This window comes from Halonatronum saccharophilum DSM 13868, assembly GCF_000517025.1.
Classification (GTDB): domain Bacteria; phylum Bacillota; class Halanaerobiia; order Halobacteroidales; family Halobacteroidaceae; genus Halonatronum; species Halonatronum saccharophilum.
This window is the reverse complement of the sequence record NZ_KI912095.1, coordinates 117,991-139,624: the sequence shown is the minus strand read 5'-3', so window position 1 is coordinate 139,624 and position 21,634 is coordinate 117,991. Positions and strand designations below refer to the sequence as shown.

Annotated in this window: 20 protein-coding genes; all 20 read right to left on the bottom strand. The window is 33.2% G+C overall.

Annotated features, from left to right (window positions below):
* Nucleotide 1 precedes the first annotated feature (1 nt).
* A complete protein-coding gene (gene lacG, locus HALSAC_RS0107810) occupies nucleotides 2–1,429 on the bottom strand; it encodes a 6-phospho-beta-galactosidase (protein WP_027339804.1) in 1,428 nt (475 codons plus the stop codon).
* Nucleotides 1,430–1,518: 89 nt separating this feature from the next.
* Complete coding sequence (locus tag HALSAC_RS0107805) at nucleotides 1,519–3,186, bottom strand: lactose-specific PTS transporter subunit EIIC (RefSeq protein ID WP_027339803.1); 1,668 nt, start codon at nucleotides 3,184–3,186, stop codon at nucleotides 1,519–1,521.
* A 231-nt stretch (nucleotides 3,187–3,417) separates the two neighbouring features.
* On the bottom strand, nucleotides 3,418–3,729 hold the full coding sequence (locus HALSAC_RS0107800; RefSeq protein ID WP_035571522.1) for a PTS sugar transporter subunit IIA: 312 nt from the start codon (nucleotides 3,727–3,729) through the stop codon (nucleotides 3,418–3,420).
* A 21-nt stretch (nucleotides 3,730–3,750) separates the two neighbouring features.
* The gene (gene lacB / locus HALSAC_RS0107795; RefSeq protein WP_027339801.1) at nucleotides 3,751–4,269 is read right to left on the bottom strand and encodes a galactose-6-phosphate isomerase subunit LacB; all 519 of its coding nucleotides are present in this window, start codon (nucleotides 4,267–4,269) and stop codon (nucleotides 3,751–3,753) included.
* A gap of 33 nt (nucleotides 4,270–4,302) precedes the next feature.
* Nucleotides 4,303–4,731, bottom strand: coding sequence for a galactose-6-phosphate isomerase subunit LacA (gene lacA, locus HALSAC_RS0107790; protein WP_027339800.1), 429 nt, complete (start codon nucleotides 4,729–4,731; stop codon nucleotides 4,303–4,305).
* 17 nt (nucleotides 4,732–4,748) lie between these two features.
* On the bottom strand, nucleotides 4,749–5,501 hold the full coding sequence (locus HALSAC_RS0107785; RefSeq protein ID WP_027339799.1) for a DeoR/GlpR family DNA-binding transcription regulator: 753 nt from the start codon (nucleotides 5,499–5,501) through the stop codon (nucleotides 4,749–4,751).
* A gap of 207 nt (nucleotides 5,502–5,708) precedes the next feature.
* Nucleotides 5,709–6,503 (bottom strand): amidohydrolase family protein, encoded by a 795-nt coding sequence (locus tag HALSAC_RS0107780; RefSeq protein ID WP_027339798.1) that lies wholly within the window; start codon nucleotides 6,501–6,503, stop codon nucleotides 5,709–5,711.
* Nucleotides 6,504–6,660: 157 nt separating this feature from the next.
* Nucleotides 6,661–7,815 carry a D-alanyl-D-alanine carboxypeptidase family protein gene (locus HALSAC_RS0107775; protein WP_027339797.1) on the bottom strand — a complete coding sequence of 385 codons (1,155 nt, stop codon included), beginning with the start codon at nucleotides 7,813–7,815 and terminating at the stop codon, nucleotides 6,661–6,663.
* On the bottom strand, nucleotides 7,808–9,268 hold the full coding sequence (yabN, locus tag HALSAC_RS0107770) for a bifunctional methyltransferase/pyrophosphohydrolase YabN (RefSeq protein ID WP_027339796.1): 1,461 nt from the start codon (nucleotides 9,266–9,268) through the stop codon (nucleotides 7,808–7,810). The genes HALSAC_RS0107775 and yabN overlap by 8 nt, the downstream gene beginning before the upstream one ends.
* Nucleotide 9,269: 1 nt before the next feature.
* Nucleotides 9,270–10,886, bottom strand: coding sequence for a putative polysaccharide biosynthesis protein (locus HALSAC_RS0107765; RefSeq protein ID WP_027339795.1), 1,617 nt, complete (start codon nucleotides 10,884–10,886; stop codon nucleotides 9,270–9,272).
* A 210-nt stretch (nucleotides 10,887–11,096) separates the two neighbouring features.
* Nucleotides 11,097–11,651 carry a stage V sporulation protein T gene (gene spoVT, locus HALSAC_RS0107760; RefSeq protein ID WP_027339794.1) on the bottom strand — a complete coding sequence of 185 codons (555 nt, stop codon included), beginning with the start codon at nucleotides 11,649–11,651 and terminating at the stop codon, nucleotides 11,097–11,099.
* Nucleotides 11,652–11,811: 160 nt separating this feature from the next.
* Nucleotides 11,812–15,297 (bottom strand): transcription-repair coupling factor, encoded by a 3,486-nt coding sequence (gene mfd, locus HALSAC_RS0107755; protein ID WP_027339793.1) that lies wholly within the window; start codon nucleotides 15,295–15,297, stop codon nucleotides 11,812–11,814.
* A 197-nt stretch (nucleotides 15,298–15,494) separates the two neighbouring features.
* Nucleotides 15,495–15,716: an anti-sigma-F factor Fin gene (locus tag HALSAC_RS0107750; protein WP_027339792.1), complete on the bottom strand. Its 222-nt coding sequence runs from the start codon at nucleotides 15,714–15,716 to the stop codon at nucleotides 15,495–15,497.
* On the bottom strand, nucleotides 15,713–16,084 hold the full coding sequence (locus HALSAC_RS17255) for a hypothetical protein (protein ID WP_027339791.1): 372 nt from the start codon (nucleotides 16,082–16,084) through the stop codon (nucleotides 15,713–15,715). The genes HALSAC_RS0107750 and HALSAC_RS17255 overlap by 4 nt, the downstream gene beginning before the upstream one ends.
* A 110-nt stretch (nucleotides 16,085–16,194) precedes the next feature.
* Nucleotides 16,195–16,749 (bottom strand): aminoacyl-tRNA hydrolase, encoded by a 555-nt coding sequence (pth, locus tag HALSAC_RS0107740; RefSeq protein WP_027339790.1) that lies wholly within the window; start codon nucleotides 16,747–16,749, stop codon nucleotides 16,195–16,197.
* An 83-nt stretch (nucleotides 16,750–16,832) separates the two neighbouring features.
* A complete protein-coding gene (locus HALSAC_RS0107735) occupies nucleotides 16,833–17,468 on the bottom strand; it encodes a 50S ribosomal protein L25 (RefSeq protein ID WP_027339789.1) in 636 nt (211 codons plus the stop codon).
* A 73-nt stretch (nucleotides 17,469–17,541) separates the two neighbouring features.
* Nucleotides 17,542–18,483: a ribose-phosphate diphosphokinase gene (locus HALSAC_RS0107730; protein ID WP_027339788.1), complete on the bottom strand. Its 942-nt coding sequence runs from the start codon at nucleotides 18,481–18,483 to the stop codon at nucleotides 17,542–17,544.
* Between the two features lie 134 nt (nucleotides 18,484–18,617).
* Nucleotides 18,618–19,958, bottom strand: a complete 1,341-nt coding sequence (glmU, locus tag HALSAC_RS0107725; RefSeq protein WP_027339787.1) for a bifunctional UDP-N-acetylglucosamine diphosphorylase/glucosamine-1-phosphate N-acetyltransferase GlmU — start codon at nucleotides 19,956–19,958, stop codon at nucleotides 18,618–18,620.
* Nucleotides 19,958–20,812, bottom strand: coding sequence for a hypothetical protein (locus HALSAC_RS0107720; protein WP_027339786.1), 855 nt, complete (start codon nucleotides 20,810–20,812; stop codon nucleotides 19,958–19,960). The genes glmU and HALSAC_RS0107720 overlap by 1 nt, the downstream gene beginning before the upstream one ends.
* Before the next feature lie 376 nt (nucleotides 20,813–21,188).
* Nucleotides 21,189–21,596, bottom strand: a complete 408-nt coding sequence (locus HALSAC_RS15355; RefSeq protein ID WP_051412134.1) for a MerR family transcriptional regulator — start codon at nucleotides 21,594–21,596, stop codon at nucleotides 21,189–21,191.
* Between the last annotated feature and the right edge of the window lie 38 nt (nucleotides 21,597–21,634).

Below are 21,634 nucleotides of genomic sequence, written 5' to 3'. Positions count from 1 at the left end.
CCTAATAATCTATTTCATCTATTTCAACTATCCTCTTTTCTTCAGAAACCTTTTTAAACCAATGTGCACTCTTCTTAACATATCTCTCTTGGCTATCAAAATCTACATAGAATAATCCATACCTCTTGTTATAACCGTTGGTCCAAGATAGAACATCCATTAACGACCATAAGAAATATCCTCTAATATCTACACCATCTTCAATTGCTTCCAAAATTGCTTGGAAATGCTGTTTTATATAATCAATTCTTGGATCATCTTCAACCCTACCATCTTCAAAATCATCCTTATACCCCATACCATTCTCTGTAACATAGATCTTATTATAATTTGGATAATCTTCTTTAATTCTAATTAACATATCATATAATCCTTTAGGATAAATTGGCCAATCCCAATCAGTAGTAGGAACATCAGGATTATCTACTCTCTCTCCTATTCCTTTTAAAGCAAATATACTAGTTCCTTTCTCTCCAGTACCATTATGATAAATGTTACTTTCTCCTTCATAACCTTTTAGGAAATGGCTTGCATAATAGTTAATACCTAAGAAATCATTTTTAATAGCAGCAGATTTTATAACTTCCATATCCCCATCTTCAATTACTAATTTACCATCATTCTTACTTAAAATACCTTTAATAGTTTCTAAGGTTTCTTCTTCATACCCTCCACCTAAGCAAGCATCTAACATAAACCTATTAGCAATTGTATCCTCTAAATATGCTGCCTTTTCATCCTCTTTCTTATCAGAAATAGGGTATTTAGATTCAAGGATATGAATTATACCTACTTCACCATCTAAGTTCATAGATTTATAAAGTTCTACAACTTTAGAATGTGCTACCATCATATTATGCATTGCTTGTACTGCCTTTGTAATATCATAATGAATATTAGGCGGAAAGTGACCTATAATATACTGCCCTGCTACAACTGACCAAGGCTCATTAATACTAACCCATTTCTTAACTCTATCACCAAAGTTCTCAAAACAAACCTTAGCAAAATTAAGGAAATGATCGATATTGTCTCTATCTAGCCAGTCTCCATTTTTAAACAAGCTAAGAGGGGTATCAAAGTGGTGCAGTGTAACATAAAGCTCAATACCTCTTTTAAGACATTCATCTATTAAGTTATTATAAAACTCAATCCCCTTAGGGTTAACTTCTCCACTTCCATCTGGAATCACTCTACTCCAAGCAATAGAGATTCTAATTCCATTAACTCCGTATTTTTGGGCCAACTCCAAATCTTTTGGATATTTATTATAAAAATCACTAGCTGTATCACCATTGAATCTACTTTCTTCTCTATTAAGATATTCATCCCAATAACAAGGACCTCTACCATCTACATTAGTAGATCCTTCTGCTTGATATGCTGCTGTTGCTCCTCCAAAAATAAAATTTTCTGGGAATCTCATAATTAAACACCCCTCTAATTAGAATTAGATTTAAAATTTTCACATTTTTGTAATTTAGTGGCAACTTAAGTTGCCACTAAATTATTGTTTTATTAGTTTAAATTCTTTAGCGTAAATTTAATAGCATTTTCTGGGTCACGAGCAAGACTTACATACTCTTGGCCAGAAGTTGACATTGCTTTAGTACCTTTTCCTTGACAGTCCTTTTCTAACTCTTCTAACATAGAAGCCATCTGTGGTGCTAATATAATTAAATCAAAATCTGCAATTACTTCTTTATGCTGACCATATGCCATTGCTGTAGACTCTAGGTTAATTCCTTTTGATTTTGCCCCTTTTCCTATAGCATTAGCTAACATCCCACTAGTTGCACCATTAGCACAGACTACTAAAACTGATAACTCTTCATTAGATGAGGCTACTTCACTTACCGCCTCTACCTCTTCAGCTGGAGTTTCTAATTCAACTAAATCTGATTCCTCTTCATCTGCACGTTCCTTCTCTTCTTCTACTAACTGTTTATCATAGACTTTCATAAATGGATAGTAGATAGCAAAGTCTACTGCTAATAACAACGGAGCCAATATAAAAGCTAATGGAGCAAAGGCTGTACCTAGTACCAATCCTATTGGCCCTGGAGTAGTCCAAGGTAGATTATAAACAAATCCATTCATATTTAAAGTTGTAATGAAGAATCTTAACAGCCAGACATTAACTATTGGTGTTGCAATAAATGGAATAAAAAATACCGGATTCAATACAATTGGTGCTCCAAATAAGACAGGCTCATTTACACCAAATATAACTGGTATACTAGAAGCCTTACCAACTGCTTTTAACTGCTTTGACTTAGCCATAAAAGCAAACATAAAGGTAATAACCAGAGTTGCTCCTGTACCTCCTAAAGTAGCAACAAAATATTGAGAACCTTGGGATAGTACGTTTGATGCGTGCTCTCCTGCTTGGAACAATTGGAAGTTAGCTTCAACATTAGCTATATAAATAGCAGCTACTGCTGGCTCTACAATTGATGGACCATGAATTCCAACAAACCAGAAGAAGGCCATTGCACCAAAGATAAGTGCTAATCCTAAATATCCATCTGCCGCAGTAAAGAGTGGTTGAAATACTTCAAGAATCCAAACACTAAATCCTACGCTAAAGACTGTTCTAAAGACAATATCAAAGACCCAAAAGAATAAGATTGAAACCGATAAAGGTATTAAGTCAGCAAAGGTTTGAGATATATTTGCCGGAACCTCATCAGGTAATTTAATAGTAATATTATTCTTTACACAAAATTTATAAATATTCGGTACAATAAAAGCAACTACAAAGGCTGCTAATAAACCTCTAGTTCCAAGATAGGATAGAGAAAGCCCACCATCTACTTGGCCCACGCCAATTAATAAAAATCCAATCATTGAAGCTACCATTACTGAAACAACATTTATCTGTCTAGTTTTAGGTAGATTACCATTAAAGTTCTCAGTTAAGCTTTTAGCTACAGTAGCAGACATAAATAACGCCAATATTCCCATTGAATAGGTATACGCTTTAAGCAATGAATCTACCATATGATCAGGTAAATAATAGTTAAAGATATTTGGTACAAAAGCCACCAACAAAAATAGACTTGAGAATAAAATGACAGGAATTAAACTGATAAATCCATCACGTATTGCTCTTAGATAAGGATTGTTAGAAATTTTCTCGAAAAATGGTTTCATCTTTTCAATCTTTTTAATTAAGGATTCCATATTTTATCACCTCATTTTAAATTTTTGAATCATAAATCTTAAAACTTATCTATACAGCTAAAGATAAAATTATAAACTTATAGTGATAATTTCTCAAAGAACCCTTTAGACTTACTTAATCTTTTCTACTTATATCTCTATAAAAACTTATTTTCATTATTAGAGAACACTTATGTTAGCAAGTTCTAAAGTGAAATTTTAATTTATATAATACTTAAAACTATAATTGTTTTAAGTTGTTCTCTTATAAAGAGTAATAAAGTTTTCAATTACATCCCTTAATAACATATTTGTCATTAAATGATCTTGGGCATGAACTATTAAAAAGCCCATCTCTTTTGCTTCCCCTTTAGCTTCTGCTTGAATTAAGCTAGTCTGTACCTTATGTGATTTTAAAATAAACTCATTTCCCTCTTCTATCAATTTTTCTGCTTCTTCAAATTCTCCATTTTGAGCTTTTTTCATAGCTGCCATGTATCTAGTTCTTGCATCTCCTGCATTTCCTATTATCTCTAAAGCAATCATTGAAGTTTCTTCAGACATCTTTAGCCCTCCTATTATTAATTATTTTTTTGGATAGTAACCATTTTCCCATTTCTCAATAAATTCAGCAAAGAATTCTTCATCTCCAACTTGACTATCATCTTCAACAATTTGATCTATTTTTTCTATTATCTTATCATTTTCAAAATTTTCTTTATATTTAGATTCTAAAAACTCATCTATAATATTTTCTATTAAGCCAACTCCACAAATTCTTCCTCCTACACCTATAATATTAGCATTCAACTCTTCTTTTGCATATTTAGCAGTAGTTATATCTCTAACTAGAGCAGCCCTTATACCTTTTACTTTTGCAGCACTAGTAGTAATACCTACACCTGTCCCACAGATAACTATTCCTAAATCTGCTTCTCCACTGGCTACCTTATCAGCAGTCTTCTTACCATAAATCGGGTAATGTGTTCTAATATGATCATAAGTCCCATTGTCAATTATTTTATGACCTTTTGCTTCTAAATATTCAATAATATGATTTTTTAAATCCGTTACTATATGATCACATCCTATTGAGATAATCATTTTAACTCCTCCTTTATATTTATATTAATTATATTAAAGCATCTTATTTAGCATATCTACTCTTACTTGATGTCTACCTCCTGAGTATTCTGATCCAACAAAATTATCAACAATTTCTTTAGCCAACTTCTTGCCTACTATTCCTGATCCTAAGGCTAGGATAGTAGCATTGTTATGATCTTTAGTCATCTTTGCGGAATGCTCCTCAGAAACCACTGCACAGATAGCTCCTTTTATTTTATTAGCTACCATAAAAGATCCTACTCCATACTCATCAACCAAAATCCCATTAGCCCCTTCTTGCTCTACTACTGCTTGAGCAACAGATTTTGCAGAATCTACAAAATCATCTGCTCCCTTTGGAGTTTTATCAACTATCTCATATCCTGACTTCTCTAAGCAATCCTTTACATATTCTTTTAGCTCTAATCCATCCTTATCTGAACCAATGATTATCTTCATTTCAATTCCTCCTTATTTTAATCAATAATTTTAATAAACTCTGAGTATCTTCTCTTTACACCTTTTTTTAAGTTTTTATCAGTAATAAGTGCAGTTACATCCTCTAGATTATAGAAACTATAAAAATCTTGTCTGTCTATTTTTTCGTGATCAGCTAAGACATACTTCTCTAAAGAATTATCTAAAATAATATTTTGAGCAACTCCTTCTTCTTCATTAGAGGTTGTGATATAATTTTTATAAATACCATTAGCTCCAACAAAAGCAGCTTTAACACTTAATTTAGTCAATAATTCATTAGTAAAGCTTCCTACAAAAGTTCCAGTAGAAGGTCTTAAACGACCACCAGCTAAGATTAATTCAAATCTCTTGTCGTCAGCAAACTTTGAAAAGATAGAAATTGAATTGGTTACAACTTTAATATTTTGAGCATCAATATAATCATAAATAAATTCACAAGTTGTTCCTGGGCCAATATAAATAGTGTCATTATCTTCGATAAAAGTTGCGGCAATTTCAGCTATATGTCTTTTCTCCTCAGTATTAATCTCTTTCTTCTCATTATGAGTTAGCTCCTTAAGAATTTTCTTCTCTTTCTTCTTGGCTCCCCCATGAACTCTAATCAATAGACCTCTACCTTCTAGAATATTTAAGTCTCTTCTAATAGTCATTTCAGTAACACCCAAAAGCTCTGTGATCTCAGATACCTTAATTAACCCTTCTTCATCTAATATTTCCATAATTTTTTCTAATCGTTCTTCTTTTATCATAATAACGACCCCAGTTCTGTTTGTTTGTGTTTGTTTTTGTTTCTTAATGTTATTTTACACTATTATTTTTTTTATGTCAATACCTTTTTGTTTGTTTTTTATTTTTTTTGTTTGTTAGTGTTTGTTTGAGGCTTTCTTATTTAAATAAAATAACAACCCCCTATATAACAAATAATGTTATATAGGGGGTTGTTATTTTATTATCTACTAACTATTTAATTCTAATCCAAATATCCTTTTAGCATTTAAGCTAAAAATATCCTGATAATCTTCCTCTTTAAATAAATCTCTTCCTTTAATCAATAATTCTTCATACTTTTGATAAGTATCTAAACCATCAATAGGGTTATCAGTTCCAAATAAGATCTTATGACTTCCACACCCCTCTACAGCATCTATAACTCTCTCCAAAGGAACCCATGTTGTATCTCCATATAAATTATCAAGTTTACTGATATAATCAATAGCTCTGCTATTATCACTTCCTAGCCCCATATGTACTGCAATAAAATTAACTTTAGAATACTCCTTTGCCACCTTATAAAGATCTCCGATATCTGAGTAAGGACATTTAGCTGTATGAACAGCACAGGGTAGACTTATCTCATTAGCAAAACCTAAATACTCCTTATATCTATCATCACTTATCTTTAATTTAGAGTGGTAAGGATGTATCTTAAAACCAACAAAGTAATCTCTATTATCTAAAATGAAATCTCCTAGTTCATTAGTAAAGGATTCAGTATGAGGCTTAATCCAAACTAGTCCTATCAACTTATCAAAATGATCCTTAACTAACTCCAACGTCTTTTTATTAACCTCCATCTGAGATACCATAAATTCTTTAGGGATCTTCCTAAGTTCTGTATCAAATTCAACACCCTCAATATTTGATACAATACCAAAGTCAATTCCATACTTGTCTAAAGATTCTAAGAGTACGTCAACCCCCATATCAAACTTACCTATCTTTCCAAAGTGTAGATGTGAATCTATTACCATCTTAACTACCTCCTTTTTCTTATTAATCGATATTAATCTTGTACCTATATAGTTAAGTATATAAAGTGCATAGACCTTCTTTTGATAAATTGTGGTATATAAAAGTCCAAAAGGATTAGTATGCAGATCTGCATACTAATCCTTTTAACTTCCTATTCTAGAAAAACCCCATTATAAAATCTCTCACCCATCTAAAGATTAGAGTAAAGATCCCAGCCCTTTCAACCTCGCCAGCCGTTACTAACTCTACACTTCCTAATTCATTTCCATACTGAGTAAATACTAATTGACCTACAGGCTCACCTTCCTCAACAGGGGCTTCTAACTCTCTATCTATTACTATCTCTTGCTCTACATCACCTTTCGTACCACGTTCAATAAAAGCTTCAAAAGAATTGACTGTTCTTACCGGAACTTCTGCCTCTCTCCCTTTATCTACCTCGGCACTACCTACCTCTGTACCTTCAACTACAAAGATATCTCTAATAAAAGCTCTAAAACCATGGCTTAATAATCTAATTGTTTCATTAACTCGCTCATCATCACTCTCTGCTCCAAGAACAACACTTATTAAACGCCCATCTCCATGATCAGCTGTTCCTACTAAACCGTAACCAGCTTCGGTAGTCCAACCAGTCTTTAAGCCATCAGCACCAGCAAAATGTCCTATGAGTTCATTGGTAGTAAAGACTGGGTATTCTCCATCTCTAATTCGAGCAGTCCTTCTTCCAGACCAGTTAAAGTAAAGATCATGTTTAGCCAACTCTCTAGACATTATAGCAATATCATAGGCTGTTGTATAAGTTCCTCCCCCTTTAACTGGAAGACCTGTTGCATTAGCAAAATAGGTGTTCTCCATATCTAGCTCCCCAGCCCTGCGATTCATCATTCTTACAAAATTGCCCTTAGTTCCACCTATATATTCTGCTAAAGCTACTGTAGCATCATTTGCTGAAGGAATAATAGTAGCTACTAATAAATCTTCAACACTCATCTTCTCTCCGGTAGATAACCAAATCTGAGATCCACCCTTAGAACTAGCTAATTGACTTGCTGTAACCTCATCCTCTAAGCTTATCTCTCCTGCTTCTAAAGCTTCCATCACTAATAGGATAGCCATTACCTTAGTAATTGAAGCTGGTGGTAATTGCTTATGCTCATTCTTAGCAAATAGAACCTGTCCTGTTTGAGCATCAACTAAGATAGCCGAATCTACACTAACATCAAAATTGCCTCCAGCATAAGCCATGCTAGGAGATAATAATAAAAGTACAATTAAAACAAAACTCATTCCCCTTTTAAAATTAAACATCATAATTCCCCCTATCTTCTCCTTTTGCTTCTTCCCATAGCTTATCTAACTCTTCTAAATTCATTTCTTCTAAACTAAATCCTTTTTTCTTAACCTCTCTTTCAACATAAGCAAATCTCCCTTGAAACTTTTTGATTCCAAACCTTAGCTCTTCCTCTACATCTAAGTCCAAAAACCTACCTAAATTTACAAGAGCAAAAATAAGGTCTCCAAACTCTTCTTTAACATCCTGATCCCTTTTAAAAGCTAAAGCTTCTTTAAATTCTCCTATTTCCTCTTCAACTTTATCTATGACTTGATCAATCTCGGGCCAATCAAAGCCAACCTTAGCCGCTTTAGATTGTATCTTCTGGGCCAACATCAAAGCAGGTAATGAATTGGGAATACCAGATAATATAGACTCCCCTTCTTCCCCACTCTCTTTTTTCTCTTCTTTCTTAATTTGGGCCCAATTTTTCATTACATCCTTCTCATCTTCAACCTCAACATCACCAAAAATATGAGGATGTCGCCTAATCATCTTCTGATTTATCTCCTCAATAACATCATAAATATTGAATCTAAAATCTTCTGAGGCAATTTGAGCATGCATAATAACCTGTAAAAGTACATCACCTAACTCATTAGCCAAGCCAAAGTAATCTCCTTCTTCAATTCTATCAATAACTTCATAAGCCTCTTCTATTAAATGTTTCTTTAAAGAGCTGTGTGTCTGTTTTATATCCCAAGGACAACCACCAGGGCTTCTTAGAATATCAACAATCTCTAAAAGATAATTAAACTGTCTTAAATTATCCCTTTCTGGTGGAAGGTAGATACTAGTTAAACTATCTAACCAATCTAAGTGATCTAATTTATAAAGTGGAACTTCCTCTATCCTCTCATCATCAAGACCCACACCTCTTAAAACCTTAATTTTAAATTCATCAGGGTAGATTTCCATCAGTTCTAATTTAACATCAGAACCCACTCTAGAGTTATAAACCTGGCTAATGATAGTAGGAGTTCTTGGATCTAAATCTTTTACTTCAAAATTTAAACCATCCAATAACTTAACACCATCAATAGGATCTAACTCCAAAGAAACAAATATCTGATCTAAAAAACTTGGCCCGCCAATAATCTTATAATCTTCTTTACTTAATTTATCAATAAGAATCTTAACTGTAGACTCGGCTACCAAAGGATGACCTGGAACCCCATAGATTATATCTTCCTTTTTACTTAATTTTAAAATTTGATCAACTATCTTATCATAGACCTTAGAGAAGGTATCTTCCTTCTCATATAGATAATCAAAGGAAATAAACTCTATACCTTCATCTTTAAAATCATTAACTATCGGATGCTCCTTAGTCCTTAAATAAACCTTCTTACCACTCTTTAACTCTCTATACCCTTCCAAAGTAAGGAGCTTTAAATCACCAGCTCCTAACCCTATTATACTTATCATTTTATCCCCTCACAAATCCTAATTTTGCTAAAATATTTGCCATCTTTTCGCCAATCTTTGGAACTATCCTAAGATCCTCTTCAACTATAGCACCACTTGATAATAAAGCCAGACCATAAGCTAGCATACCGATGCCAACAGCAACTAAAGTTGCAATTGACCTTATCCCTAAAAGGGCCAACACCCCTCTGTATGATAAGCAGACTACAAAAGCCATCACTAGACTACTAAAGATTGGCTTAACTAAGAGATTATAATTATCAAATTTAGGCTTAGTTATCTGGAAGACATTAATAATATTTAAAGCAGCAGCCAAAGAGAACCCAGTCGTTGTTCCAATAGCAGCTCCCCTAATACCTAATATAGGGTTTGCAGTTAATGTGTAATTTAAAACAACATTAACCATAACACCAATTAAAAGATTTCTTGCAGGCAACTTTGCCTTACCAAAGCCTTGTAATATACTAGATGTTACCTGCTGTAAGCTAACTGCTATAACACCAACAGCTAAATAACGCAATGGTATTGCAGCCTCTGGATGGTCAAAGATAACTCCAGTTAAAGGCTCAGCTAAGATAAATAGTCCTACAAAGGCTGGAATAGTTATGTAAAGAACCAACTTAATTGCCTTACGTATCCTAGCTCGAACCAGTTTATCCTCACCTAAAGAAGCAGCCTCAGATATTGCAGGAACCAAACTCACTGCTAAAGACCCTGCCAGAACAGTAGGAAAACGAACTAAGGTCATTGCCATCCCACTAAATTGACCAAATAAAGCCCTGGCCTCGCCTAATGAAAATCCTGCAACCTGTAAGCGATTAGCCACCATAAAAGAATCAATTAATCTCATTAGAGGCAAGATCATAGCACTAATTGTAACAGGTACAGCTAAAGCAGATACTTCTCTAAAAACCTTTTTTATATCAGGTAGTTGTTCTTCATCCACTCTTTTAGCACCTTCTTTAAGAGCCTTACTTCTTCTCTTAAAGCGACGATAAATTATTAGCATTACTATTAGCCCGCCAATTGAACCAAAAAATGCTCCAGCTGCTGCACCTGCAGCACCAAATTCTACACCATAAGGGATTAGTAGATAAGCCAATATCAACATTGCAACAATTCTAATAAACTGTTCTAGAACCTGAGATATAGCTGTTGGTTCCATCTTCTGACACCCTTGAAAATAACCACGGTATGCTGCCATAATAGATACAATGAATATTGCCGGTGATATAGCTAGTATAGAATAGTACACACTTATATCCTGCCATATATATAGGGCCAAAAATCTAGCCAATAAACCCACACCTATAGAACCGATTAAACCAATAGAAAAACTTAACTTCAAGGTTGTCCTAAAGATATGATCAGCTAAATATGGCTTATCTTCTGCTCTCTTAGCTGAAATTAACTTAGAGATAGCTACAGGTATTCCAGCTATAGATATAGCTAGAACCATAGTATATATTGGATAGGCCTGCTCATATATTCCTAAGCCTTCTGAACCAATTAATCTAGCTAAGATGGCTTTATAAAAAAAACCTAGAAATTTACTTATTAAAGCAGCACTTGTTAATATCATTGTCCCTTGTAATAGAGTATTCTTCTCTTTAGTCAAATAAATCTTCCTTCCTTAAAAATCTACTACCTCTAACTAATAATAATAACAAATTTATCTCAATTATGCCACCCCTTTTACAAAAATTTCATAGGGTATATTACAAAAAAATTGTAATATACCCTATGAAATAATCAATAGATTTAAATAGTTTTTACCTTTAATTAATTATATCTAATTTTTCACTTAACCAACAATTGTTAATTAACTCTAGCTCTCCATCTGTTTGGCTAAGAATCCTGCTGCTGTATTAGCTAGCTTTACTTCTAAATCTCCCATCTCTTCTCCACCTTTAGTTGAGGCAAGTGCTACCAATCCAATTGCATCCCCATCAGCAATAATTGGGGCCAAGACTTGAGCTGTAAAGGAGCTATAATCTTCTCCATAAATCCCCTCACAGAATATATCTTCAGTTTCTTGATTTATAACCTTAGTCTCTCTACTATTTAATATCTCTTCTGCCTTTTTACTAATAGGCTTATCAATGAAGACCTTTTTTTTGGCCCCTGCTACTGCAACAATAGCATCTCGATCTAATACACAAGCTATATGGCCTGTTACCTCTGCCAATGACTCTACATACTCTTGAGCAAATTCTCCTAACTCGCCAATTGGTGAATACTTCTTTAAGATAACTTCGCCATCCCTATCAACAAAAATCTCTAAAGGCTCGCCTTCTCTTATCCTCATAGTTCTTCTGATCTCTTTTGGTATTACAACCCGACCCAAGTCATCTATCCTACGTACAATACCTGTAGCTTTCATATTTAACTATTTAGCAATCTAAAACCTCCAAATTGCTAAACAACCTTCACCTCCCAATTATTATTTTTAGGCTATTTGCTAACTACTTCATTATTAGTATATATTTAGATTGAAAATATTATTCTTAATGTGGCAACTAATGTAAAATTAATTGTCTTTTTTAATCAGAAAGTAAAAAATCAAAGATATCAATTAATAAGTTAAGTTTTCTCAAATCAGATAATCCTTCTGAAGAGACCTTAATTACAAGCTCTTTGGAAGCAGTAAATTTAAGGTTAGAAAATCTATTACTTAAATTGATTAGATTTTCTCCTGATAACCTATGTTCACTAGAGAATAGCATCTCTAAACTCTGACCAAGCTCTTTGATTTGAAGTAATCCTAACTCTTTTCCTTTTACTTTTATTAAAGCTAGTTGGAGTAATATTATTATTTCTTCCCTTAAATCACCAAATCTATCCCTTAATTCATCCTTAATCTCTTCATAATCTTCAATATCTCTAATTCCATCTATCTTTTTATATATATCAATCTTCTCCTTAGAATCTCCTATATAATCATCAGGAATATATGCATCTACCTTCAGATCTAATGATATCTCTTCCTCTTCTTTTACTTCTCCCTTCTTTAAGCTATTTACTGCTCCTTCTAACAACTTACAGTAAAGAGAGAACCCAATTGCTTCAATATGACCATGCTGCTGTGGGCCAAGGATATTACCCGCTCCCCTAATCTCTAAATCACGCATAGCTATCTTAAATCCTGATCCTAAACTAGTAAACTCTTTTATAGCCTTCAATCTCTTCTCTGCTATTTCTGATAAGACCTGATCCTTTTTATACAATAGATAAGCATAAGCAAGTCGACTACTTCTTCCCACCCTGCCTCGCAATTGATACAACTGAGCCAACCCAAATCTATCAGCTCTATTGATAATAATTGTATTTACATTGGAGATATCCATTCCAGTCTCTATAATCGTTGTACAAACTAAAACATCATACTCTCCAGCCAAAAATTTCATCATTAAATCTTCTAATTTAACTTCACTCATCTGACCATGAGCTACACCAACCCTTGCCTTTGGCACTAAAGTGTTTATCTTTGCTGCAATCTCCTTTATATCTCTAACTCGATTATGGACAAAATATATCTGCCCACCTCTATTTATCTCTCTATTAATAGCATCCTTTATCAAATGCTCTTCATACTCACCTACATATGTTCTAATTGGATACCTATTTTCAGGTGGAGTTTCAATTAAACTTATATCTCTAACTCCAACCAAAGACATATGTAAAGTTCTTGGAATAGGAGTAGCAGTTAAGGTCAAGATATCTACACTCTCCCTTAACCTCTTTAACCTTTCCTTCTGTTTTACTCCAAATCGTTGTTCCTCATCTACAACTACTAATCCCAAATCCTTAAACTTAATATCAGAAGATAATAATCTATGAGTTCCAATAATTAAATCTACTGATCCACGCTTTAAACCTTTAATAATCTCTTTTTGCTCCTTGGCACTCTTAAAACGGCTTAAAACCTCTACTCTTATAGGGTAATCACTAAAGCGATCCACAAAATTGCTCCAATGTTGCTGAGCCAAAATCGTTGTAGGAACCAAAAAAGCAGCCTGTTTTCCATCCATAATCGCCTTAAATATAGCTCTTATTCCCACCTCGGTCTTACCATACCCAACATCACCACAAATTAATCTATCCATAGGTTGATTAGACTCCATATCTTCCTTAACCTCTGTAATAGCCTTGATTTGATCGGGAGTCTCCTCAAAGGGGAAGGACTCTTCAAACTCATTTTGCCAAATAGTATCCTCAGAAAAGGAATGCCCCCTCTTTAATTCTCGCTTAGCATATAATTCTAAGAGCTCTTCAGCCATCTCTTCTACAGATTCCTTAACCCTAGCTTTGGCCCTATTCCAACTATCACTATTTAACTTATGTAATTTAGGCTTTTTATCTTGTAAACCTACATACTTTTGAATCAGATCAACCTGATCTGTTGGAATATATAATTTATCATCCTTAGCATAAAGTAATAATAGATAATCCTTACTTTTACCCTGAATCTTAAGCTTCTTTATACCCAAATACTTTCCAATACCATGGTTTTCATGAACCACATAATCTCCAACATCCAACTCAGTAAAGGAAGAAATCTTAGCCCCTTCCTTAAAGGCTTTGGCCCTTCTTCTCTTCCTCTTAGCAACTTTAAATATCTCACTTTCTGTATACAGTATAAACTTATCATCAGAAAATAAGACACCATTATTCAAATTAGCTATAGTTATTACTATATTTCCTAACTTTATTTGATCTTCTATCTTTTCTATAAAACTCACAGGAAACTCTTCCTCAAGTCTCTCTTCTAACCTTCTTGCCTTACTTAAAGTAGACATCCCAATTACAATTTTATACTTCTGCCCTACATAGCCTTTAATACTATCTATTAACCGATCTAAACTACCTCTAAATACTTCTACTTTCCTTGCTTTAATATCAAAAGAAAAACCTTTATTTATATAATCTACTTCTCTTTTTAATGGTGATAAATACAACTTATAATCTTGAATCTTATAAAAGAGATCATAAAAATCTAAAAATAGTTTCTTGTAGTTAGAAAGTACTTTACCTTCATCTACTAGATCAAGGTAGACTCCATTTATTTGCTTTAAAAAATTAACCCCTTCTTCTTTAACCTTAAAGGGGTTAATAAAGATAACTACCCCATTAAAGTAATCAGCCAAAGTACTTTCTCCATAAGCATAGTTTAAATACTTTCTAACTCCAGGAAAATAAACCCCTTCCTCTAGCCTCTCTAAATCATAAGCCACCTTTTCTTTTAATTTCTTTGCCTTATCCTTAGGTAAAGATGTTATTTCCTCTTTTAAAGCACTCTTAATCGACTTTATAATATCATCTCTCATCTTTGAAGTAATTATAAACTCCCTTGCCAGATCAATTGATACATCTTCTAACTCTTTAGATGATACCTGAGTTGCTACATCAAAACTTCTAATAGATTCTATTTCGTCACCAAAAAATTCAATTCTAACAGGTTCATCAAGGATAGGGGGATAAATATCAACTACCCCACCTCTAATACTATACTCTCCTCTATCTTCAACTCTTTGAACTCTACTATAACCCATACTTACCAACTTATAACTTAGCTGATCTAAGATAATTTCATCTTCTATAGTTAGATCTAAGCTTAAATCTTTATAAAGATCAGAGGGTATAACAACCTCTAAAAGAGAACCTATAGGAGCAATTATTACCTTACCCTCTCCTTTGGTCAAACTATCTAAAACCTTTAATCTTTCCACCTTAATTAACTGCTCAATCTCTAACTCTTCATGAGGTAATATATCTAATTTAGGAAATAACAAAACCCTTTCTTCACCTAAGAGCCTAACTAAGTCTTCAAAAATAGATTCTCCCAACTCCAAAGTCGGTGTGACTATCAACATCCTATCATCAATAGAATTATCTAAATTAGCTAAAAAGAGGTTCTGGCTACTATCATCTAAGCCAACCACCTCTCCTTCTATTCCATTATCATAAGAGTCTAGTGTTTTCTCAAAGACTTTATTTCCTTTTAAAATATTTAGTAAACTATTTCCCATCCTAATCTACTCCTTTAAAATTAACAAATTAACTAACTCCAATTTTATCTGTCAGCTATCAACTTAAACTAAAAAATTCATCCATAATAAAAAGTGCTTCAACAGCCCTTTCATTCTTAATCTTATTATTAACTTTTCAACTCTCTATAAACAGTAAAAAGAGCCTTAGGCTAACCTAAGACCCTAAATTCTTTAAATTAATGTATCCTTACATTATGAATCATCTCAACCCAATTATCCTCTTCCAAACATTCATCGCAGGTCAAATCTATATATATATTGTCATATTCTACCTCTATTATATCTTCTTTCTCATCCTCAGTCAAGATATTCAGCCCCAAGGCCTTTTCGTTATACTCTTCCACCTCTAAGAAATCTATTAACTTTTGACATTTAGGGCACCTGTAGAAAACTTTCATATTACCATCCTTCCTACTAGATAATTCCATATAGTATGGACTAAAATTGTAACTAAAACTCCAACTAATAAATTTCCTACTAAATCCCATATATATATTGTAATATAACCAAATAAAAGATGACTTATTACAGCTGTTAAGGCTGCTACCCTACTATCTAAATAATCAAATATCCCTTCTATAATCCCAAAAATTAAATGGGTAAGAATTAGACTACTTCCAAAAATATAATACAACCCACTCTTTAATACCTCTTCTAATAATGGTATTAAGTATACTATAACCTTGTTTCCAAAATTAAAGACTAAATAACGATTGATAATAAAGGCTAAAAAAGAAGCTAAAATTCCAGGAAAAATTAAACTCATAGATCAACCTCTAATTTTTTCAGATTATTTTTTCTAATTTATTATACAAATTCTATTATCTCCTATTATATATTTTATATACAAAAAATCCTGAGAATTAATTCTCAGGATTAATTATATCTATTCATAGCTTTATCAACTTTTTCTTCTATACAAAGTTCTGTTGCTCCTCTTATATCATCTAAAAGAGGTTCTAATACTTTAATCTCTTGTTTAGAAAACCTACCTAAAACATAATCTACTACATTTCCATACTCTGGTCTACCAATCCCTACCCTTAGCCTTGTAAATTCTTTAGTCCCTAAATGACTAAAGATAGATTTTATACCATTATGACCTCCATGTCCACCTTTTTTCTTAATCTTTATCTTACCCAAGTCCAAATCTAAATCATCATAGATTATTATAATATCTTCACTTACTATATTATAATAATCAGCCAAAGCTCTAACAGCCTGACCACTATTATTCATATATGTTTGAGGTTTAGCAAGGATTATCTTCTCTCCTCCAACCCTAGCTTTAGCAACTAAAGCTTTCTTTTCTTTACTATTGATATTAACCCTATAATAATCAGCAATCTTATCTATAGCTAAAAATCCAGCATTATGACGGGTAGTTTCATATTTTGGCCCTGGATTACCTAAACCAACTACAAGCTTCATCTGATCACTTCCTTATCTAATAATATTAAAAATAGGTGTAATCATAATTATGATTACACCTATTTTTAATTAGCTAAAAGATATTACTCTTCTTCGCCTTCTTCTTCTTCAGGATCCTCACCAATTACTTCTGGTTCAGTTACTTCCTCTTCTTCATCGGTTTCTAGATCAAGCTCAGTAGGAATAACTACTGTAGCAATTGTATCAGAAGCATCAGTTAAGATAGTAACACCCTCTTCAACAGTAATTTCAGAGACACTTAGTGACTTACCAACCTCTAGCTCAGTAACATCTGCTTCAAGCTTCTCTGGAATATTAGTTGGTAGAGTTTCAATCTCAACTTCTCTAAGTATTTGCTCTAAGATTCCACCTTCTCTAGTACCAGCTGCTTGTCCTACAAGCTCAACAGGTACAGAAACAACAACAGTTTCATTAAGGTCAATTCTATAAAGATCAACGTGTAAAATGTCTTTTCTTACTGGCTCACGTTGAAGTTCTTTAACCATAACTGGTTGATTTTCTTTTTCAGCAACCTCTAAATCGATAATTGCATTTCCTCCAACTACTTGCCCCAGTTCTTTAGCATTTACAGTTAAATTAACTGGTTCACGGTCGAGTCCATATAGAACACCAGGAACTAGCCCTTTTCTTCTTAACCTTTTAGCAGCACCCTTACCTTTCTGCTCTCTAAGACTAGCCTTAAGTTTTAAACGTTCCATTACTTACCCTCTCCTTTTTTAATTTCTCATAAATTAAATTATAACACTTTTATCGCTAAGTAGCAAAAAAAATTTAAAATAATACACTTACAGGAAGGTTCTTATATATTCTTTCAATACCTTCTGCCAATAATGGTGCAGTAGATAACACAGTAAGCTTATCCATCATCTTGGCTTCATCTAAAGGAATTGTATCCGTAACTACCAACTCACTAATAGGTGAATTCTCTAACCTTTCAATAGCAGGACCAGAGAATAACGGATGAGAACAGGCAGCAAATACATCCTTAGCACCTTGTTCCTTTAATGCTCTAGCTGCATTAGTAATTGTACCCGCAGTATCTATCATATCATCGACTAATATTACATTTTTACCCTTAACATCACCAATAATATTCATAACCTCTGATACATTTGCCTTAGGTCTTCTCTTATCTATAATAGCAATTGAAGTATCTAGCTTATCAGCAAAATCTCTTGCTCGCTTTACTCCACCAATATCTGGAGCTACAACGATTAAATCCTCTAAACCTTTATTTAAAAAATAATCAGCTAATCTAGGTGCTCCAAAAAGATTATCAACTGGTATATCAAAGAACCCTTGAATCTGTGTAGCATGAAGATCAATAGCCAACATACGATCTGCTCCAGCCTCAGTCAATAAATTTCCAACTAACTTTGCAGTAATTGGATCTCTAGGTTTTGCTTTTCTATCCTGTCGTGCATAGCCGTAATATGGTATTACCGCTGTTATTTCTCGAGCAGATGCCCTCTTTAAAGCATCAATAATAACCAATAACTCCATTAAATTCTCATTAACTGGTGGACATGTTGGTTGAATAACAAATACATGATCCCCTCTAACACTCTCTTGAATCTGAACGCCAATTTCTCCATCACTAAAACGACTTGCCTTAACCTTAATCAAACTAGTTCCTAAGACTTCACAGACCTTCGCTGCTAACTTAGGATTTGCATTACCACTGATAATCTTTAATTCACTATTGGATGACATTTAATATAAACCTCCTAAATTAATATATCTATATGATAATCTTAATCGTGGCCTTTAAGCCAGTAGATTAATTTACTAACATTCAGTAAGAAGATTAATCTTCTTACTGAATGTAGATATCCTTATATCTGAGTCTATTCTTTTGGTTTAGCGGGAACTCCAATTACAGTTTCTCCCTCTTTAACATCCTTTGTTATAACTGAACCTGCTCCACTGACAGATCTATCTCCTATCCTAATAGGAGCAATTAATGTAGAATCACTTCCTATAAATACGTCATCGCCTATGACTGTCCTATGTTTATTCTCCCCATCATAATTGGCTGTAATAGTACCTGCACCAACATTTGTCCTTCTTCCAATAGTTGTATCACCAATATAGCTCAAATGTGGAACTTTGGACTCATTTCCAATTTGAGAATTTTTAACCTCAACAAAATCACCTATCTTTACACCTTGACCAATCTTATTGCCAGGTCGCAAATAAGCATAAGGGCCAACAACTGTCCTATCTCCAATCTCACTTCCAACAATAGTAGAAGATTCTATCTCTACCTTATTACCAATAACTGAATCTACAATCCTACTCTGTGGGCCAACAATAACATCTTCTTTTATCTCTGTCTCTCCTTCTATAAAGGTGAACGGATAAATTATAGTATCTTGACCAATCTTAACTTTGGTATCTATATAAGTGCTTTGGGGATCAATAATGGTCACACCAGAATCCATATGATACTCACAGACTCTTTGTTGTAGTACCTTTTCAGCTTTTGCTAAATGACGCCTACTATTTACCCCAATAGTCTCTTTATAATTATCTGTTAGCATTGCACTAACAACCTTACCTTCTTTAGCTAAAATACCAGCCACATCTGTTAGATAATATTCTCCTTGAGCATTATCTGTATCCAAAGAATCTAAAGCTTTTAATAGTAATCTACTATTAAAACAGCAAATACCTGTATTTATCTCCTTAATCTTTGCCTGATCTTGGGTAGTATCTTTATCTTCAACAATTCCAAGAACATTTCCTATCTCATCTCTAACAATCCTACCATAACCACTTGGATCATCTAGTTTAGCAGTTAAAATTGTTACTGCAGCCTCTTTATTTTGATGATCCTTAACAAGCCTATTTAAGGTCTCTTCAGTCAATAAAGGTGTATCACCATAAAGAACCAAAACAGTACCATCAAACTCTTTTAAGTATTCTCGCGCTTGCATAACTGCATGCCCAGTTCCTAGCTGTTCCTTCTGTTCTACAAATTTAATATCACCTTCAGTATTTTCTTTAACCTCTTCTCCTTTATATCCTATTACAGTAATATTTAGAGAAGGGTCTAAATTAGAAGCTGTATCCAAAACATGTTGAACCATACTCTTACCCAATACTTTATGTAATACTTTTGGCAACTTAGACTTCATCCTCGTTCCCTTACCAGCAGCTAAAGTAATCGTTAACAGATCAGACATTAATCATCCCCCTTTAAAGAAATCGAATTAAAATCTATCAAATCTAAAACCTCAGCCTTAATCACTTTATTGATTTCAAGACTCTGCTTAATCAACGGAAGCTCTCCTGTAATAAAATAATCTCTTGCATAAATTGGATATATAGCATCTTTTAATCCATACTTGATAAAAAGATCTAAATCATTATAAGCATTAAAGAGACCTATTGTCTCTGAATTAAATACTTCTTCCATAATATTATCTAAACTAGCTCCACCGATTACATTGGCTATATTACTTCTTCTAACCATCTTCATAGTATCATCATAATAATGTAAAGCTTTTATCTTCTCTCCATAAGCTTTCTCCAAAACCGTAATATCACAATTAAAGTTGTGCCCCACAAATATATCTGGTTTAAACTGATCTATTATGTCTAATAATATATCTATTCCTTCTTTAATGCTTACCGATGGGGCCAACTTTTGATTAGTAAATATAATGCCTAACTCCCACCCTTTATTGCTTTTAATTGCATACTGTATAGAATCTAATTCACTCCATAGATATTCAGTATCTATACACATTATTACCTCTGCTTTAGAATTCTTACTTAGCTTAGGGCTAAATTTAGGTTTAGTTAACCTCTGATAAGTCTTATCTAATTGATTTAGTTGATTTAATGTCTTAGATCCTCTATTCTCTATCCCGACTACCTTTGCTATATGACTTAAGGAAGCCTTCTTAAAATCATATTCAGTTGGAAATTCTTTCAGCATCCTTTTAAGCCTCTTACCTCTTCCTAAAATAATAGCTAATTTATGTTCATAAAGTTCATCTTGATAAAGCTCATCGGTATCGAGATAAATCTTCATAAATAACCCCTTCCCTAAGCGAAGAATATATAAAATAAACAATGGGTAATTACCCATTGTTTAAGTTAAAATCACCTTTACTATCATAAAATAAAATAATATAATATAATATATTTATTTCAGCTTTTTATTTTAATAGAAAATAAACCTTCTTAACTCAATGGATATATTGCTTTAAATCCAACTATCTTTTGACAAAATAACCTTAAAAATCAGATTATTCGTGATTAACCACAGGTATTATAACAAAGTGCCTATCACCTGTCAAGTTTATTATATGTATTTGAAATAAATTTATTGCATAATTAATTATCATATATTTATAGCAATGAGTAAGAAGTGATAAATTTATTCTTTATTCTTTATTCTTTATTCTTTATTCTTTATCCTTTTTACTTTCTTTTTTATCTAATATCTCTAACAATTGAGCCCGATTAGATACTGGATATAAAGATGTTAATCCACCTTTACCGGGATTAAATCTCCTTAATGGCCTACCATCATAGGACTTCTTTACCCTTTTAGCTTCCTTTGTCTTTTTAGCTGCAGCCGAAGCTAATTTCTCCTTAATACCTGCTATATTCAAACCTTTTTCTAGCATATCTTTGATTTCTTCTAGCTTCTTGATATCATTTGGTGAATATATACGTTGATTACCCTTAGTTCTGGCAGGTTTTATAAGCCCAGAATCTTCATAATAACGAATCTGCCTTCCTGTTAACCCTGTCTTCTCTTGCACTACACCAATAGAATATATGGGAGTTTTTGAATCCAACTCAGACACAATTATCCCTCCTCTTTAATTCAGTTTATAATTTACAA